Raw genomic sequence first — 12216 nt, 5'->3', positions numbered from 1 at the left:
GAACCGGCCCTGACCTGGTACTTCACTGTCGGGGTGGCGGGATTTGAACCCACGACCTCTTCGTCCCGAACGAAGCGCGCTGCCAAGCTGCGCTACACCCCGATGTCAGCGCTGTCGCGATGACATCGATTACTTTAGCCCACCCGCGCTCCCAGGCGAAATCCGGTTTTGAGGGCTTGTGGCGTGTCCCTGCCGGAGCCTGGAGGGCCCCTGGCCGGGGTGCTCCGGGGGGCCCGGGTGCCCGTTTCAGTCCGGTGCCACCAGGGTCAGCAGGGTGGCCTCCGGGGGGCAGGCGAAGCGGATGGGGGTGTAGCGGTTGGTGCCGCAGCCGGCGGAGACGTGGAGGTAGGAGACATGGTCGGCCGAGTGGTGGGTGGAGAGGCCCTTCACGCGGTCCGTGTCCAGGTCGCAGTTGGTCACCAGGGCGCCGTAGAAGGGGATGCACAGCTGGCCGCCATGGGTGTGGCCCGCGAGGATCAGGGGATAGCCGTCGGCGGTGAAGGCGTCCAGGGTGCGCAGATAGGGGGCGTGGACGACGGCCAGTGAGAGGTCGGCGCCCTGCTCGGGGCCGCCGGCGACCCGCTCGTAGCGGTCACGCTTGATGTGGGGGTCGTCCAGGCCGGTGAAGGCCAGCTCGTAGCCCTCCAGCTTGAGCCGTCCGCGGGTGTTGTTCAGGCCGATCCAGCCGGCCGCGTCGAAGGCGTCGCGCAGGTCTTCCCAGGGGTTGTGGACCACGCCTACGGCGGGGGCGTTGCCGTTCAGACCGTGGCGGCCCTGGGCCTTCTCGAACAGGTAGCGGGCCGGGTTGCGGAGCTTGGGGCCGTAGTAGTCGTTCGAGCCGAAGACATAGACGCCGGGGAACTCCAGCAGCGGGCCCAGCGCGTCCAGGACCTCGGGGACGCCGTGGGGGTCGGAGAGGTTGTCGCCGGTGTTGACCACGAAGTCGGGGCGGAGGCCCGCGAGGGACTGGAGCCAGGCGCGCTTCTTGCGCTGGCCGCTGACCATGTGGATGTCGGCGATGTGGAGGACGCGCAGCGGGCGCATGCCCTTCGGCAGCACGGGGACCGTCAGCCGTCGGAGGCGGAAGGAACGGGCCTCGAAGGCGGCTGCGTAGGCGATGCCGGCCGCGCCGGCTGCCGTGATTCCCAGGGGTAGTGCATAGCGTGCGCGCATGCGTCCATCGTCGCAGACCCCGGGGTACGCGGCGGGTGGTGGGCGGCCACCTGCCCCGGGCCCCGCGAAATGCCCCGGCGGCCCCCACCCCCACCTGCCACACTGGCCCGTATGACCACGCTCAAGTCCAGGCTCCACGACGACCTCACCGAGGCGATCCGCGCTCGCGACCAGCTGCGCTCCGCCACGCTCCGGCTGACCCTCACCGCCATCGCCAAGGAGGAGGTGTCGGGTACGTCGGCACGCGAACTCTCCGACGACGAGGTGCAGAAGGTCATCGCCAAGGAGGCGAAGAAGCGCCGTGAGGCGGCGGAAGCCTTCGCCCAGGGCGGTCGGCCCAAGCAGGCCGAGAAGGAGCAGGCCGAGGGGGTCATCCTCGACGCCTACCTTCCGCGGCAGCTCACGGACGACGAGCTGAAGCAGATCGTGGCCCAGGCCGTCGCGGAGGCCAGGGCCGCCGGTGCCGAGGGGCCGCGGGCCATGGGCGCGGTCATGAAGATCGTGAACCCGAAGGTGGCGGGCCGCGCCGAGGGCGGCCGGGTCGCCGCCGCCGTGAAGCAGCTCCTGGCGAGCTGACGCCCTACCCGGGCGCTTTTGGGACTCGGCGCCCTACCCGCGCGCCTTTGGGACCCGGCGCCCACCCGGGTGACGGCACCCGCTCCCCGGCCCCTGCCACCTGCCCCCGGCCCCTGCACCAATCCTCAATCCTCAGTGCCCACCCGCTCAGCGATGCCGAAAGGCCCGGGTCCCGTCCGGTGAATTCCAGGACCCGGGCCCTTCACGTACCCCGCGCGCAGACGCCCGGGCGCAGACATCCCCCCGATCGCGACCCGACCGCGACCCGGATAGCCCCCGACCGCGACCCGGCCGCGCGAGGCCCGCGCCCGACCGCGCTCCGTGCCGCGCCCAGCCGCCCCCGGCGCCCGCGTTCAGCCGACCCCGCGCTCAGTCCCCGCCGCCGCCGTTCTGCCCGCTGTCCTGGCCGCTGCTGTCCCCGCCGTTCTGGCCGCCGTTGCTCTGGCCCTGGCTGTCGGGGCCGCCGAGCACATCGGCCGGTACGGAGATACCGGGCCAGGGCTCCCGCCCGCCGTTGCTCTGGCCGCCGCGGTTCTCACCGGGCTTGCCGTCGCCGGGCTTGCCGTCCCCCTCGCCCTCGCCGTCGCCGTCGCCCTCGTCGGGCTTCTCGTCCTCCTTCGGCGGGTCCGGGATCGCCACCGTGTTGAATCCCGGCGCGTCCCTGCCCTCCAGCGCCCCGCTCATGGCGTCCCGCCAGATCGACCCGGGGACCTCGCCACCGAAGACCTTGGGCCGGTACTGGCCGCCGATGGTGATGTTCTCCATCTTCACCTGCTGGCTGGCGCTGCCCACCCAGACCGCACTGGCGAGGTTCGGGGTGTAGCCGACGAACCAGGCGTTCCGCCGCTCGTCCGTCGTACCCGTCTTGCCCGCGTTGGCCCGCCCGCCGGGCAGCCCGGCCGACTTGCCCGTACCGGTGTCGATCACGGTGCTGAGCAGCGTGTTGATCGTGTCGGCGGTCTGCTCGCTCATGGCCCGCTCGCAGCTGGTCTTCGGCACCTCAAGGCTCTGGCCGTCGGCCGTACGGATCGACTCGATGGCGATCGGGGTGCAGTACGTGCCCCGGTTGGCGAAGGTCGCGTAGGCGTTGGCCATGGTCAGCGGGGAGATACCGGTGGAGCCCAGGGTCAGCGTGGACGGCGAGATCGGCAGCTTCTCGCCACTGCCCTGGACCACGCCGAGCTTGCCGCTCATCTCCACTACCGGGCAGAGTCCGATGTCCGCGATCATCTGCACGAAGTACGTGTTGACGGAAAGCTCCATCGCCTTTTTGAGGGGGTACGGACCCACCTCGTCGCGCCGCTCGTTCGCCAGCTTGTCGCCCGTGTTCACCCACGGCTTGCCGGTGCAGGTCGAGATCGGGCTGGGGTACGGCATCTCGTACGGTGCCGGGTAGGACTGCGTCACCGGCGTGCCCTTCTCCAGGGCGGCGGCGGCGACGAACGGCTTGAAGGTCGAGCCGACCGGGAAGCCGTAGTTCGACCCCTCCATCTTCTTGTCGACGGAGTAGTTGATCTGGGTCTCGTTCTTGTCGAAGCCGTACGGTTTCGACTGGCCCATCGCCTGGATCTTGCCCGTCCCGGGCTCGACCATGGTCACGGCGGTGGCGACCCGGTCCGTCTTGTAGACGTGCCTCTTGATCGACTTCTGAGCCGCTTCCTGCGCCTTCGGGTTCAGCGTCGTCTTGATCGTCAGCCCGCCCTGGTTCCAGAGCTTGACCCGGTCCTCCCGGGTCTTGCCGAAGACCGGGTCGGACTGGAACACCGCGCGGACGTAGTCACAGAAGAACCCGGCGCCCTTCTCCGCGGTGATGCAGCCGTTCTTCGGCTTGCTCACCTTGAGCTTGATCGGAAGCGCCTTCGCCCGGTCCGCCTCGGCCTGGGAGATGTCGCGGATCTCGGCCATGCGCTGGAGCACGGTGTTGCGGCGCTTGGTCGCTTCCTGGGTGTCATTGACCGGGTCGTAGCGGCTGGGGGACTGGACGATGCCCGCGAGCAGCGCCGCCTCCTCCAGCTTCAGGTCCTTGGCCGGTTTGGTGAAGTAGCGCTGGGCGGCGGCCTCGATGCCGTACGCCTGCTGGCCGAAGAAGGTGATGTTGAGATAGTTCTCCAGGATCTTCTTCTTGCCCAGCTCCTCCTCGACCTGGATCGCGAACTTCAGCTCCTGGATCTTGCGGCCGAGGGTCTGCTGGGTGGCCTGGGCGACCTTGTCGGGGTCGTCGCCGGCCTCCTCGACGAAGACGTTCTTCACATACTGCTGCGTCAGTGTCGACGCGCCCTGGGCGACCTGGCCGCTGGAGGCGTTCTTGTTGAGCGCGCGCAGCACACCCTTGAGGTCGACGGCTCCGTGGTCGTAGAAGCGCGAGTCCTCGATCGCGATGATCGCCTTCTGCATGTACGGGGAGATCTCGCTGAGCGGCTTCACCGTGCGGTCACGGGAGTAGACCGTGGCGATCTGCTCGCCCTTGGCGTCGAGGATGGTGGTGCGCTGGCTGAGCGGCGGAGTCTTGAGGTTGGCGGGGATCTCGTCGAATCCCTTGACCGTCCCCTTGGCCGCGAGCCCCAGCACCCCGAAGGCGGGCATGGCGATGCCCGCCAGTACCGCCCCGGCGAGCACACTGACACCGAGGAACTTGGCGGCTTGCTGGGTCCCGGTCAGACCACCGCCCGAGCGCTTCTTTGGCATGGAGGCAGCCTACGTTCTCATTCGCCGGACACGCGTATAGGCATTGGCCTAAGCTGCACTCAACTGTCACAGCAGTGCGGTTTTGTATCAAGGCATTCTCGGAATCCACAGGAAGTTCGCAGCAGAGGCCGTAGTCACTACGGTGCTAGCGGCGGGGGAAGTGGAATCCGGTACTCCATGTCCGAATTAGAGATGAATCCGCCTTATGTGTCGTCCGGCACCCCCTGTGACTCGGCTGGTATGCCCCGGTTTGCCGGGATGCTCACGTATGCCCTCACCTCACTCGCCTGGGTGATCTGCCGCGTACCCATAGTCCGTTCGGGCCATTCAAGATTGGGCCCGAAGGGGGTGTTGCGCTGTGCCCGCCTTCCGTAACGTCCTCAACTGGCAGCGGTGAATATGCCGCTGCCGCCGTGGGGGAGCCTCGATTCGGGAGAGGACGGCGCCGGGATGGGCTGGGTAACCGACTGGAGTGCGCAGGCAGCCTGCCGCACTACCGATCCAGATGAACTGTTCGTACAAGGGGCAGCGCAGAACAGAGCCAAGGCGGTGTGTACCGGATGTCCGGTGCGAACCGAATGTCTTGCGGATGCCCTCGACAATCGCGTGGAGTTCGGAGTGTGGGGCGGGATGACCGAACGGGAACGGCGTGCACTACTGCGCCGGCGCCCTACGGTCACCTCCTGGCGCAGACTCCTGGAGACCGCGCGAACCGAATACGAGCGCAGCGCGGGCATCCTGCCCGTGGGCCTCGACGACGATGAGACGTACGAGACGTACGCGGCGGTGGGGTAGCCCCTGACGGGGGAGCCGCAGACTGTGCACCGGCCCACGAAGGATAGTCGTGGGTCGCCGCACATCAGCGGCGACACCTGCTCGAAGCACCCGTGCCGCTCACGCGTCGCACCAGCATCTGTGTTCGCGTGGCGCACCAGCTTCTGCTCACGCGTCGTACCTGCTTCTCTTCGCGTGGCGCATCAGCTTCTGCTCGCGCGTCGCACCAGCTTCTGTTCACGTGCCGCGTCCGCGCCGCTTACGGCTTACGCGTCCTACCAGTTCTGCTCGGGTCTCGCTGTCGGCTGCTCGTGTCCGCCGCCAAACGGATCCGCCGTTCGCGTCAGCCGCTGCTCGTACCTGGGCGGTCTACCCGGACCCGGTGGAACTACCCGGACCGGGTGGAAGCATTGCCTCCGGTCGCGAGCTGATCACCGATGGCCCGCAGCCCGGCCAGATCGTGTACATCGCCGGGCAGTGCGGCCACTTCGGCCACGGCCACCTCCGGGTGGAGCGCGGTGAAGCGGTCGCGCGTACGCTGCTCGCGCGCGAGCACCTGCATCCGCTCGGCATGCAGACGCAGCAGACCCGCCGTCAGCTGCTCGGTGGAGTGGTCCGCGGGGGTCACGGCGCGCTCGGGGTACGCAGCCTGCTCGGCGGTCTCGCCATTCTCGGGGGTGCGAGCCGGGGTCTGAGACGGGGTGTGAGCCGCGGGCGGGGTTTCGGGAGAGGCGCCCGTAGCCTCACGAACACCAGTCTTCCCTCCCCTCTGATCCACAATGCCGCCCCCTTCAAGATTTTCCGGCGCGGTTTCGTACGGGGCTCCGCCCGTGGTCTCCGGTGTGCTCTCGTACGAGGTCGCCGAGGCGAGGTTCTCGGCCGCCGCGAGGGCGCGCTCGGCGGACAGCCGCGCGGCACCGCTGCCATGGACCCGGTTGAGGACCAGGCCGGCGAGCGGCATCCCCTCCTCCGCCAGCCGCTCCACGAAGTACGCCGCCTCCCGCAGCGCGTCCCGCTCCGGCGCCGCCACCACCAGAAAGGCGGTCCCCGGGGCCTGGAGCAGCCGGTAGGTGGCATCGGCCCGGGTGCGGAAGCCGCCGAACATCGTGTCCATCGCGGCGACGAAGGTCTGTACATCGCGGAGCAGTTGGCCCCCCAGCAGCTTGCCGAGGGTCCCGGTCATCATCGTCATCCCGACATTGAGGAACTTCATCCCCGCCCGGCCGCCCATCTTCGCCGGGGCCACCAGCAGCTTGATGAACTTTCCGTCCAGGAACGACCCCAGCCGCTTGGGCGCGTCCAGGAAGTCCAGCGCACTGCGCGACGGCGGGGTGTCGACGATGATCAGGTCCCACTCGTCCCGGGCCCGGAGCTGGCCCAGCTTCTCCATCGCCATGTACTCCTGCGTACCGGCGAAACCGGCCGACAGGGACTGGTAGAAGGGGTTCTCCAGGATCGCGCTGGCCCGTTCCGGGTCCGCGTGCGCCTCCACGATCTCGTCGAAGGTCCTCTTCATATCGAGCATCATGGCGTGCAGTTCACCCCCGGTGCTTCCGGTGCTTCCGGAGTCCCCGGAGTCCCCGGAGTTCCCGGAGTTCCCGGAGCTTGCGGAGTTCTCTGGGCTTCCGGGGCCGCCGGAGGCCGGGGAGCCGGCCGAGGCCGGCGTCGCCGTGCCCGTGCTGCCGTCGGGCTCTATGCCCTTGACCCGGCGCGGAGTGTTGTCGAGCGAGTCGATCCCCAGCGACTGGGCCAGCCGGCGGGCGGGGTCGATGGTCAGGACGACGACCCGGCGGCCGCGCTCGGCAGCCCGTACCCCGAGGGCCGCCGCGGTCGTCGTCTTGCCCACGCCCCCCGAGCCGCAGCACACGATGATGCGGGTGTCCGGGTCGTCGATGAGCGGGTCGACTTCGAGGGGTGTCGCCGACGCGTCCAGGGTCATGAACCGGTCCCTTGCTTCCGCAGTTCCTTCGCCAGTTGGTAGAGCCCGGCGAGGTCCACTCCCTCGCTCAGCAGCGGCAGTTCGTACGACCCCAGCTCCAGCCGGCCCAGCGTGGCCCGCTGCTCGCGCTCAAGCTCGACGCGCTGGGCGTGGTCCGCGGCCTGGTCGAGCAGCGGAGTGACCAGCCTGGCCCCACCGCTGACCCCGGCTCCCGTGAGCGCCTTGGCGATCTCCGCGCGCCGGTCGCCCGCCGCACTGCGCACCGCTTCCTCGTCCAGGATGTGCGGACGCACCATGTTCACGATCACCTTGCCGACGGGCAGCTCAGCGGCACGCAGCTCGGCGACGCCGTCCGCGGTCTCCTGGACCGGCATCTCCTCCAGCAGCGTCACCAGGTTCACCGCGGTCTGGGGAGACTTGAGCACCCGCATCACCGCCTGCGCCTGATTGTGTATCGGGCCGAACTTCGCGAGTCCGGCCACCTCGTCGTTCACATTGAGGAACCGGGTGATACGGCCGGTGGGCGGCGCGTCCATCACGACGTAGTCGTACGCGTACGAGCCCTGCTTCGTCCGGCGGCGTACGGCTTCACACGCCTTGCCGGTCAGCAGCACATCGCGCACCCCGGGGGCGATGGTCGTCGCGAAGTCGATCGCGCCGAGCTTCTTGAGGGCGCGGCCCGCGCTGCCGAGCTTGTAGAACATCTGGAGATAGTCGAGAAGCGCGCGCTCGGCGTCGATGGCCAGCGCGAAGACCTCTCCGCCGCCGGAGGAGACAGCGATCTTCCGCTCCTCGTACGGAAGAGCCTCCGTTTCGAAGAGCTGTGCGATGCCTTGCCTCCCCTCGACCTCGACGAGGAGTGTCCGCTTTCCCTCGGTCGCGAGGGCTAGCGCGAGGGCGGCGGCCACCGTGGTCTTACCGGTGCCGCCCTTGCCGCTGACGACCTGGAGCCTGCTCACACATTCGAGCCTAACCAGTCGGGCCGCGCGCTACGCACGCCACGGTGTGCGGGGTGCGTCACGCTGTCGTCCGAGGTGGCCACCGGGGTGCCACCGCGGCGTCCGGCCTCGCGCTGGGTTGCGGAAGGGGGCCTCGTACGGCGGAGCCGGAGCCGGGTGCGCGAGCGGGGATGGTGTCCGTATAGCGGCGGGTGCGGGAGTGAGTGCGGGGGCGCGCGGTCCTCCGGCTACAGTCGGCCCATGACCAAGTGGGAATACGCGACCGTGCCCCTTCTCGTGCACGCGACGAAGCAGATTCTGGACACCTGGGGCGAGGACGGCTGGGAGCTGGTCCAGGTCGTTCCCGGGCCCAACAACCCCGAGCAGCTCGTGGCCTATCTGAAGCGGGAGAAGCCCTGATGACCCATGGTGCCGGGGCCGTTGACGCCAGACTCGCCGAGCTGGGGCTCACGCTGCCCGATGTGGTGCCGCCGCTGGCCGCGTATCAGCCGGCCGTGCGCTCGGGGCACTACGTCCACACATCCGGCCAGCTCCCGATGGTGGAGGGCAAGCTCCCCGTCACCGGGAAGGTGGGCGCCGAGGTCACCGCCGATGAGGCCAAGGATCTCGCCCGTCTCTGCGCGCTGAACGCCCTGGCCGCCGTGAAGTCGGTCATCGGCGACCTGGACCGGATCGCACGCGTGGTGAAGGTCGTCGGCTTTGTGGCGTCCGCCTCGGACTTCACCGGGCAGCCCGGTGTCATCAACGGCGCGAGCGAACTGCTGGGCGAGGTCCTGGGCGACAAGGGCGTACACGCGCGCAGCGCGGTGGGCGTCGCCGTCCTCCCGCTGGACGCGCCGGTCGAGGTCGAGGTCCAGTTCGAGCTGGTCCAGGACTGACCGCTGCCCGGTCCTCGGGGCCTGAGGACCATGAACGCAGGACCCGAGGGGTGGCCGGTCTTCCCGCGCCACCCCTGGGCGTCGCAGCCGCGAGAGGTCGGCCGGGTCTCCCGGGTGGCTCACACCGGACCCGCCCGGGGTACCGAACGCCGGACCCCGCCGGGGTCCGAACACCGGACCCGCCTGGGTGGGCTCACACCGGACCCGCCCGGTTGGGCTCAGACCGGACCACAATGCCCCTCGGACATGTTCCACGTGAAACATCGCCCCGGAGTCGCCGGGGGCCGCCGCGAGCCGCCTGGAACCGCCTGGAGCCGTCCCGGAGTCGTCCCCCGCGGGGAACGCCGGAGCCCTGTGACCGCCCTCTCACCCCGGCCCGCCGGGGTGACCGCCCCTCGAACATCCACGCGTCAGCGCATAGCATCCGGCCATGTCCCATGGTCAGTGGTACCCCCCGGAGTGGCCGGACCGGATTCGCGCCCTCGCGAGCGGTGAACTCATCCCCGCGGCCCCCAGGCGGGCAGCGACCGTCATGCTGCTGCGCGACACGGCCGCCGGTCCCGCCGTGCATATGCTGCGCCGACGCGCCTCCATGGCCTTCGCCGGAGGCGCGTACGCCTATCCGGGTGGCGGCGTGGACGCCCGTGACTCCCGTCCGGTCCGCTGGGCGGGCCCCTCGCTCACGACCTGGGCCGCCCGGCTCGGCGTCGACGGCGACGAGGCCGCCCAGGCCATCGTGTGCGCGGCGGTCAGGGAGACCTATGAGGAGGCGGGCGTCCTGCTCGCGGGCGTCACCCCGGACACCGTCATCGGCGATACGACGGACGCGGGCTGGGAGGCCGACCGGGAGGCGCTCGTCGACCGGGAGCTGTCGTTCGCGGACTTCCTGGACCGGCGCGGGCTGGTGGTGCGCTCGGATCTGCTGGCCGCGTGGGCGCGCTGGATCACCCCCGAGTTCGAGCCGCGCCGCTATGACACCTGGTTCTTCGCCGCCGCGCTCCCCGAGGGCCAGCGCACCCGCAACGCCTCCACGGAAGCCGACCGTACGGTGTGGATCCGCCCGGCCGAGGCGACCGAGGGCTACGACCGCGGCGAGCTGACGATGATGCCGCCGACGGTCTCCACGCTGCGGTCCCTGACGCCGTACGCCACGGTCGCCGAGGCGTTCGCCGCTGCCGGGGGCCAGAACATGACCGCCGTACTGGCCACGGCCCGGCTGGAGGGCGGTGAACTGGTGCTCAGCTGGCCCGGCCACGAGGAGTTCACCAAACACATCCCGGCGGGGGGCTCACGATGACCGATGCCGCCGCGCTGCCCGGACAGCCGCGTGGTGCGGTGGTCTCCGGGCCCGCCACCCTCCGTGCGATCAACGTCCTGGCGCCCAACCCGTCCGCGATGACACTCGACGGCACCAACACCTGGATCGTGTCCGAACCGGACTCCGAGCTGGCCGTCGTGATCGATCCGGGCCCCCTGGACGACGTACACCTCCGCCATGTCCTCGCCACCGCCGAGCGGGCGGGCAAGCGGATCGCGCTGACCCTGCTCACCCATGGCCACCCCGACCACGCCGAGGGCGCCGGGCGCTTCGCGGAGCTGACGGGCACGGCGGTCCGGGCGCTCGACCCGGCGCTGCGGCTCGGCGACGAGGGGCTCGCGGCGGGCGATGTGATCCGGACCGGTGGTCTGGAGCTGCGGGTCGTCCCCACCCCCGGCCACACCGCGGACTCGCTCTGCTTCCATCTGCCCGCCGACCGCGCCGTACTGACCGGGGACACGATTCTCGGCCGGGGTACGACCGTCGTGGCGCACCCGGACGGGCGGCTCGGCGACTATCTCGACTCACTGCGCCGGCTGCGCTCACTGACGGTCGACGACGGTGTCCGTACGGTGCTGCCGGGCCACGGCCCCGTACTGGAGGACGCGCAGGGCGCGGTCGAGTTCTATCTCGCGCACCGCGCGCACCGGCTGGCCCAGGTGGAGACGGCCGTCGAGAACGGCCATCGCTCCGCGCCGGACGTGGTCGCCCAGGTGTACGCGGACGTGGACAGGTCCCTGTGGCCGGCGGCGGAGCTGTCGGTACGAGCGCAGCTGGAGTATCTGCGGGACCACGGGCTGATCTGAGCCCCCGGCGGTGGTGCCCCGGCCGTGGCACCGTGGGCAGCAGTGGTGCCCCGGCCGCGGCACCGTGGGCGGCGGCGGCGAACCGCCCCCGGACCCTGGGCGTCTGAAGCGTTGAGCTGTGCCTTACGCTCCGCTTATATCTGGCGCTTCTCTGGGGGGATTCAGCGTGTTCGTACTTTTCGTCCTGCTCATCATCGCGGCGGCCGTCCTGTACTTCACCGGCCGTGGCAGCGAACGCCGAGGGCTCAGGTTCGGCGCCCTGGGTGCGTTGATCGCCGGTCTGTTCGCCGGTATAGCCAGCTGTGTGCATGTCGTCGGCGCCTACGAGGTCGGTGTGCCGGTCACCTTCGGCAAGGTCGGTACGCCGATGGCGCCGGGGGTGAACGTCATCTCGCCGTTCACCAACGTCACCACCTTCTCCACCCGCCCCGTCGACCTCAATCTCTCCGACAAGGACGTGGTCGAGGTGCGCTCCAAGCAGGGCGGTGTGATGCATGTCGAGGTCACGGTGAAATGGGCGGTGACCCCCGCCAGGTCCGTCGAGCTGTACCGGCTCGCGGGCAGCGAGGAGGCGATCCAGCAGCGTCTTGTCTTCCCGGACAGCCGGGAGATCATCCGGAACGTCTTCGCCCGCCACACCAGCGAGGAGGGTTACTCCTCGGCCCGCGAGAAGATCAACACCGAGATCGGCGATCTGATCAAGGACCGGCTGGCACCGCGCGGTATCGCCGTCACCACGGTCAATCTGCGCAATGTGAAGCCGTCCGAGCAGCTTCAGGACCAGATCGACCGCAAGATCCAGCAGCAGCAGGCCACCGAGCGGGCGACCGAGGCGGCGCGTACGGCCACGGCTGAGGCCGAGCGCCGCAGGATCGAGGCGGAGGGGGTGGCCCGGGCGAACAAGATCCTGAACAACTCGCTCACCGACAAGGTCCTGCTGAACCAGTGCATCGACGCCTTCAAGGAGGCGGCGGCCAAGAACCCGGTGTACGCGGTGCCGTGCGGCGGCGGCAGCGGCAACCCGCTGATCGTGGACGGCAGCAGGAACGGCCGGAACTGAGCCGCGCGTACGAAGGCCGCCCCGGGGATGCCCGGGGCGGCCTTCGGC

Annotated in this window: 11 protein-coding genes and 1 tRNA gene; 7 read left to right on the top strand and 5 right to left on the bottom strand. The window is 70.0% G+C overall.

Annotated features, from left to right (window positions below; translation table 11 throughout):
* Positions 1-28: 28 nt before the first annotated feature.
* Both ACWF94_RS18685 and ACWF94_RS18680 read right to left on the bottom strand, forming a co-directional pair.
* Positions 29-102 (bottom strand) — tRNA-Pro (locus tag ACWF94_RS18685).
* 144 nt (positions 103-246) lie between these two features.
* Positions 247-1173 carry a metallophosphoesterase gene (locus ACWF94_RS18680; protein WP_453489050.1) on the bottom strand — a complete coding sequence of 309 codons (927 nt, stop codon included), beginning with the start codon at positions 1171-1173 and terminating at the stop codon, positions 247-249.
* Positions 1174-1284: 111 nt separating this feature from the next.
* Here ACWF94_RS18680 and ACWF94_RS18675 point away from each other — a divergent pair, with 111 nt between their 5' ends.
* Entirely contained in the window at positions 1285-1749 is a 465-nt protein-coding gene (locus ACWF94_RS18675; protein WP_453489047.1) for a GatB/YqeY domain-containing protein, read from the top strand.
* 369 nt (positions 1750-2118) lie between these two features.
* Here ACWF94_RS18675 and ACWF94_RS18670 read toward each other — a convergent pair whose 3' ends face one another.
* Positions 2119-4434, bottom strand: coding sequence for a transglycosylase domain-containing protein (locus ACWF94_RS18670; protein WP_453489044.1), 2316 nt, complete (start codon positions 4432-4434; stop codon positions 2119-2121).
* Between the two features lie 450 nt (positions 4435-4884).
* Here ACWF94_RS18670 and ACWF94_RS18665 point away from each other — a divergent pair, with 450 nt between their 5' ends.
* Positions 4885-5229, top strand: coding sequence for a WhiB family transcriptional regulator (locus tag ACWF94_RS18665; protein WP_177149633.1), 345 nt, complete (start codon positions 4885-4887; stop codon positions 5227-5229).
* A 367-nt stretch (positions 5230-5596) separates the two neighbouring features.
* On the opposite strand, the gene ACWF94_RS18660 is transcribed toward ACWF94_RS18665, so the two are convergent.
* Positions 5597-7147: an ArsA family ATPase gene (locus ACWF94_RS18660; RefSeq protein ID WP_453489041.1), complete on the bottom strand. Its 1551-nt coding sequence runs from the start codon at positions 7145-7147 to the stop codon at positions 5597-5599.
* The gene (locus ACWF94_RS18655) at positions 7144-8106 is read right to left on the bottom strand and encodes an ArsA family ATPase (protein WP_453489038.1); all 963 of its coding nucleotides are present in this window, start codon (positions 8104-8106) and stop codon (positions 7144-7146) included. Before ACWF94_RS18655 ends, ACWF94_RS18660 begins: the two co-directional genes overlap by 4 nt.
* A gap of 240 nt (positions 8107-8346) precedes the next feature.
* Between ACWF94_RS18655 and ACWF94_RS18650 the strand changes: the two genes are divergently transcribed.
* The 5 genes from ACWF94_RS18650 (at position 8347) to ACWF94_RS18630 (ending at position 12168) form a co-directional block, all read left to right on the top strand.
* Complete coding sequence (locus ACWF94_RS18650) at positions 8347-8505, top strand: DUF4177 domain-containing protein (protein ID WP_019992579.1); 159 nt, start codon at positions 8347-8349, stop codon at positions 8503-8505.
* On the top strand, positions 8505-8984 hold the full coding sequence (locus ACWF94_RS18645) for a RidA family protein (RefSeq protein WP_453489033.1): 480 nt from the start codon (positions 8505-8507) through the stop codon (positions 8982-8984). The genes ACWF94_RS18650 and ACWF94_RS18645 overlap by 1 nt, the downstream gene beginning before the upstream one ends.
* 430 nt (positions 8985-9414) lie before the next feature.
* Positions 9415-10281 carry an NUDIX hydrolase gene (locus ACWF94_RS18640; protein WP_453489030.1) on the top strand — a complete coding sequence of 289 codons (867 nt, stop codon included), beginning with the start codon at positions 9415-9417 and terminating at the stop codon, positions 10279-10281.
* On the top strand, positions 10278-11108 hold the full coding sequence (locus tag ACWF94_RS18635) for an MBL fold metallo-hydrolase (protein ID WP_453489027.1): 831 nt from the start codon (positions 10278-10280) through the stop codon (positions 11106-11108). The genes ACWF94_RS18640 and ACWF94_RS18635 overlap by 4 nt, the downstream gene beginning before the upstream one ends.
* A gap of 166 nt (positions 11109-11274) precedes the next feature.
* A complete protein-coding gene (locus tag ACWF94_RS18630; RefSeq protein WP_453489024.1) occupies positions 11275-12168 on the top strand; it encodes an SPFH domain-containing protein in 894 nt (297 codons plus the stop codon).
* The last annotated feature ends 48 nt before the right edge of the window (positions 12169-12216 follow it).

It is taken from the genome of Streptomyces sp. NPDC055078 (genome assembly GCF_053607985.1).
The sequence above is the reverse complement of the archived record's forward strand: the minus strand, read 5'-3'. Positions and strand labels throughout refer to the sequence as shown.

Excerpts from the sequence above, each read along its gene's own strand:
- ACWF94_RS18680 (WP_453489050.1), bottom strand. The coding sequence starts at position 1,173 with ATGCGCGCACGCTATGCACTACCCCTGGGAATCACGGCAGCCGGCGCG.
- ACWF94_RS18675 (WP_453489047.1), top strand. The coding sequence starts at position 1,285 with ATGACCACGCTCAAGTCCAGGCTCCACGACGACCTCACCGAGGCGATC.
- ACWF94_RS18670 (WP_453489044.1), bottom strand. The coding sequence starts at position 4,434 with ATGCCAAAGAAGCGCTCGGGCGGTGGTCTGACCGGGACCCAGCAAGCC.
- ACWF94_RS18665 (WP_177149633.1), top strand. The coding sequence starts at position 4,885 with ATGGGCTGGGTAACCGACTGGAGTGCGCAGGCAGCCTGCCGCACTACC.
- ACWF94_RS18660 (WP_453489041.1), bottom strand. The coding sequence starts at position 7,147 with ATGACCCTGGACGCGTCGGCGACACCCCTCGAAGTCGACCCGCTCATC.
- ACWF94_RS18650 (WP_019992579.1), top strand. The coding sequence starts at position 8,347 with ATGACCAAGTGGGAATACGCGACCGTGCCCCTTCTCGTGCACGCGACG.
- ACWF94_RS18645 (WP_453489033.1), top strand. The coding sequence starts at position 8,505 with ATGACCCATGGTGCCGGGGCCGTTGACGCCAGACTCGCCGAGCTGGGG.
- ACWF94_RS18640 (WP_453489030.1), top strand. The coding sequence starts at position 9,415 with ATGTCCCATGGTCAGTGGTACCCCCCGGAGTGGCCGGACCGGATTCGC.
- ACWF94_RS18635 (WP_453489027.1), top strand. The coding sequence starts at position 10,278 with ATGACCGATGCCGCCGCGCTGCCCGGACAGCCGCGTGGTGCGGTGGTC.